This is a genomic window from Alkalibacterium indicireducens, from assembly GCF_039522005.1.
In the GTDB taxonomy this organism is placed as follows: Bacteria; Bacillota; Bacilli; order Lactobacillales; family Carnobacteriaceae_A; genus Alkalibacterium; species Alkalibacterium indicireducens.
The window spans coordinates 1-4296 of sequence record NZ_BAAADA010000131.1; the positions used below are offsets into that span (position 1 = coordinate 1).

General features: G+C 40.4%; 4 protein-coding genes. 1 reads left to right on the forward strand and 3 read right to left on the reverse strand.

Translation table 11 applies throughout. The features are described from left to right. Positions 1 to 114: 114 nt before the first annotated feature. Positions 115 to 906 carry an HD-GYP domain-containing protein gene (locus tag ABFX15_RS07950; RefSeq protein ID WP_346024927.1) on the forward strand — a complete coding sequence of 264 codons (792 nt, stop codon included), beginning with the start codon at positions 115 to 117 and terminating at the stop codon, positions 904 to 906. 92 nt (positions 907 to 998) lie between these two features. On the opposite strand, the gene ABFX15_RS07955 is transcribed toward ABFX15_RS07950, so the two are convergent. From ABFX15_RS07955 to ABFX15_RS07965, 3 genes are all read right to left on the reverse strand, one after another. After that, positions 999 to 1832 carry an exodeoxyribonuclease III gene (locus ABFX15_RS07955; RefSeq protein WP_346024928.1) on the reverse strand — a complete coding sequence of 278 codons (834 nt, stop codon included), beginning with the start codon at positions 1830 to 1832 and terminating at the stop codon, positions 999 to 1001. A 155-nt stretch (positions 1833 to 1987) separates the two neighbouring features. Then, positions 1988 to 2896: a dihydroorotate dehydrogenase gene (locus tag ABFX15_RS07960; protein ID WP_346024930.1), complete on the reverse strand. Its 909-nt coding sequence runs from the start codon at positions 2894 to 2896 to the stop codon at positions 1988 to 1990. Continuing rightward, on the reverse strand, positions 2896 to 3663 hold the full coding sequence (locus ABFX15_RS07965; RefSeq protein WP_346024929.1) for a dihydroorotate dehydrogenase electron transfer subunit: 768 nt from the start codon (positions 3661 to 3663) through the stop codon (positions 2896 to 2898). The genes ABFX15_RS07960 and ABFX15_RS07965 overlap by 1 nt, the downstream gene beginning before the upstream one ends. Positions 3664 to 4296 lie beyond the last annotated feature (633 nt).

The following is a 4296-nucleotide window of genomic DNA, read 5'->3' on the forward strand; positions in this document are numbered from 1 at the left end:
AGTTCAATATTCTAACTGATCTTTACGGTAAAAGGATAGAACGTCGTTCTTAGGGGTGCGAAACTTGAGTTATTATTAATCTCCTCCACTGTTGGCTTTATCAGTCTGACTATTGTGAGCTTCTTTTTTCCAGTAGGGACGTATTATGAAACAGATACGATAGACTTATCTAATCGTCTCTTGTTATATCTTATCGTAGCGACATTCAGCTATCTTCTACTGATTAAACTGAATATGCTGTATGAAAAACAGGTTAATACTGTCATACATGCGATGGAGTTGAAACTGGAACAAGTTGTTCAAAGCTTTATTGTGGCAATGGAAGCTAAAGACGCTTACACGTTTGGCCACAGTGAACGGGTCAGCCAGTATGCTGTGGCCATCGCTCAGCAACTCCCACAGTATCAGGATGAAAACAAGCTAAAAAACATCAGACTAAGTGGGCTGCTGCACGATATTGGAAAAATCCACATATCCGATGGCATTTTAACAAAACCTGATAAACTGACTAAAAGTGAGTTTGAGGTGGTTAAAAGCCATACTACTATTGGGGCTCAGATGGTTGAAAAAGTAGAAGGACTTGAAGGCTTAAAATGTGGCGTTCTTTACCATCATGAACGCTGGGACGGCAAAGGGTACCCTAAAGGTTCTCAAGGTCTTGAAATCCCTCTAGAAGCGCGTATTTTGGCTGTAGCAGATGCTTTTGATGCCATGACATCCACCAGAGCTTATCGCAGAGGTCTTTCCTTTAACGAAGCATACAAGCAGGTTTTGACTAATCTCGGCACACAGTTCGATCCCAATCTACGTGAGGCAATTGAAGCAGCAAAAGAGGCGATTCTAAAAATTCACGTTAAGAATCAAAACAATCTGGATGATTTGGAAAAGCTGACTGACTTTCATTAAAATGCAAAAAAATCTCCCCTACTGACAGTTTTATGTTGTCGGTAGGGGAGATTTTCAATTTTTACACTTTAGTAGCTCGATGGAGCTTATTCTTACATACTCAGATTAATTTCAAGCATTAAAGGCGTGTGATCCTGGCGGTCTCCTGAGTCAATCATATCAGATGTTTGTACTTTATCTGCCAGACGACTGCTTACGAGCCAGTAATCAATTCTCCAGCCGGAGTTATTGATTTTACTCGTTTTAGCACGCTGATTCCACCATGAATAGCGTCCAGTTACATCACCATGCAGATGACGGAAGGTATCTGTAAATCCTCTATTCAATAAGCGTGTAAATCCTTCACGCTCTTCGTCAGTGAACCCAGCTGACTTGTGATTTCTCTCAGGGTGAGCCAAATCAATTTCTTTGTGTGCCACGTTGTAGTCACCCGTTGCGATTACTGCTTTTTTCTCGTCTAAAGATGATAAATAGTCGGCATATTTTTCGTCCCAGATTTGGCGCTCTTTTAGTCTGACCAGGCCTGACCCTGAATTTGGCGTATAGACTTGAGTCACGTATACCTCATCAAATTCGAGTGTGATAATCCGTCCTTCTTTATCCATTGTATCCGGTGCTCCGATTTCAGGATAGGAAACTTCTGGCTTCAGATGGCTCTTATACAAAAACATCGTTCCCGCATAGCTTTTTTTAGCCGGCTCTTCAGACACTCTCCAGACGTATTCATAGTCCGGGAATAGTGTACTCAAAATTTTATCATGTTTTTTTGAAGGGCCCGTTCTAGGTAGTTTTGTTTCTTGGATGGCAATAATATCAGGATTCTGTTCGATAATGGTATTCATAACCTCTCTGGACATTACTGCACGATTGGAGTCGCTCGTTAAGGTTGCATTCAATGAATCGATGTTCCATGTAATTAATTTCACTGTTATTCTCCTTTGCTTCTTTTTACACTACTCTTTCTATTTTAACATTAAAGAGCTTGGAGAACGATTATTTCTAACTGAAAACTGACTACATTAAATTAGACAGCAGCGCTGTGGATCAGAAACTATTATTTTTTTCTCTGTGTTATTAAGCCCTAATCATGCCCACTACCAATAGCATCGTTGACACTGTCAAACCCATACTTCCTCAGCGTGGCGGGTAACTGATCAATCAATTCCTTGCATATCATCGGATTTTGAAAATTGGCCGTCCCGACAGCAACGGCACTCGCACCGGCCATCAAAAATTCCAGAATATCTTCCGTTGTGAGAATGCCCCCCATCCCTATGATGGGAATACTAACAGCTTGATATACCTCATAGATCATTCGAATAGCGACAGGTTTTATCGCCGGTCCCGATAACCCGCCAACCTTATTGCTCAATAACGGTTTTCTACTATTTAAATCAATTTTCATACCCGTCAAGGTGTTAATCATCGTTAGTCCATCGGCACCTGCACGTTCTACCGCTTTTGCTACGGCGACGATGTCCGCAGCATTTGGAGATAATTTAACGTAAACGGGGACATCAGACCGCTTTTTAACACGCTTGGTCACTTCATAGGCTACTTCTGGAATCATACCGAACTGCACACCGCCCTCTTTTACATTGGGACAGGATATATTCAGTTCAATCGCATGAATTAGATCCGTTTGCCTAAACGCTGCAGCAACATTCTCATATTCCTCAACTGTACTGCCGGCAATATTAGCTATGACGGGTAAATCAAAAGACCCAAGGAAGGGCAATTCCGTTTCAATAATACTTCGTACTCCCGGATTCTGCAGCCCAATAGCGTTCAGCATACCTGATTTTGTTTCCGCTACGCGAGGTGTACTATTACCCAATCGCTTCTCTTCAGTAGCGGCCTTAATCATAATGGCTCCCAGTTCGCTTAAATCATAAAACTGACTGTATTCACGTCCGAAACTGAAGCAGCCGGAAGCCGGCATAACTGGATTTTTCAATTGTAACCCCGGTAAGTTGACTGCTAGAGACATTATATTTTCACCTCTCCTGTATGGAAGACTGGACCATCTTGACAAATTTTCTTACTGCTTTTTTCATCTTGAGTTGGTACGACGCACGCATAGCAGGCACCAACCCCACATCCCATACGCTCCTCCAGTGAGAGAAAGCCTTTTTTATCTTTTAGAGTCGATTCGATTGCTTTTAACATCGGATTGGGTCCGCAGGCGAAATAATAATCAAACACTGGTTGTTCACTCTTAATAATGTCTGTAACAAAACCGCGCTGTCCATAACTGCCGTCATTTGTGGTGACATAACAGTTTCCAAGTCTTTTAAACTCTTCTTCAAAAAAGACATCTTTTTCATTGTGAAAGCCAATGACTGTGGTAACTCCAATGCCTTTCTTTACAAGTTCCTTTGCCAGATAATAAAGTGGAGGGACTCCAATTCCTCCTCCAATCAGGAGAGCATTTGTCATTTCTATCTGATCAATTTTATAGCCGTTTCCACAGGGAATGAGCATATTAAGCGGCTCACCTTCCCTCATGTTGCTGAGTTTACGTGTTCCTTCTCCCAGCTCTTTGAAAACAAGTGTGAGTAAACCTTTTTTACTATCGACGTCAGCTATGGAAATTGGACGGCGAAGCATATGTTCGCTTGAAGAACCAATCTGAATATAAACGAACTGGCCGGGTCGAATGGTTTCAAGCAATGCCCCTTCCATTAGGATTTCCATTTTAATCGTTTTATCTGCTATGACTTCTAGTCCTCGCAATTCTGCATTGATTAATTTCATATTTCTATCTCCTCCATTAATTAATAATTACTATACTTATATCTGAAGGTTTTCTTGAGCAATCTCAATGCACAAAAAAACCTCTCTGCTAAGCTGCAAAGAGGACACGTACAGAAAAAAATCCGCACAAACTCATTACAACCTTGCATGTCTCACAGGACTTGCTTAAAGGTGTATCTCAAAAAACTATTATAATAGACTTTTAATAAAAACTTCACAATAACCCATATAAAAAATATGCCCATCTTCCACGGGCAATAAAGAGGGCATAGAACGGCATACTCTATACTTTCACCTTTTCCAGACTCACGGGACTGTAATTAAAGGGGTGATTTGTTCTTATTATTCCAGTTATCAGGTGATAAGTCAATGGTATAAATATCATTTTGATATTATTTTCACATAACTTTTTTGGAACTTTAATTATGCATTTACTTGAAGTTATGCATATCGTTTTACAGCAAGTATAACTTGCTCTAGAATATACTCAAGGATATTAATTGGGTGATTTTCTTTTCACTGAATGCTTACGTTAACTTTCCTATTTTAATTAGAGACAACCTGGAACTGTCAAATTTTTTATGAAAACTAAAAATTAAAGGTGGTGAAGGCCCACTGACTATACCAATCGGA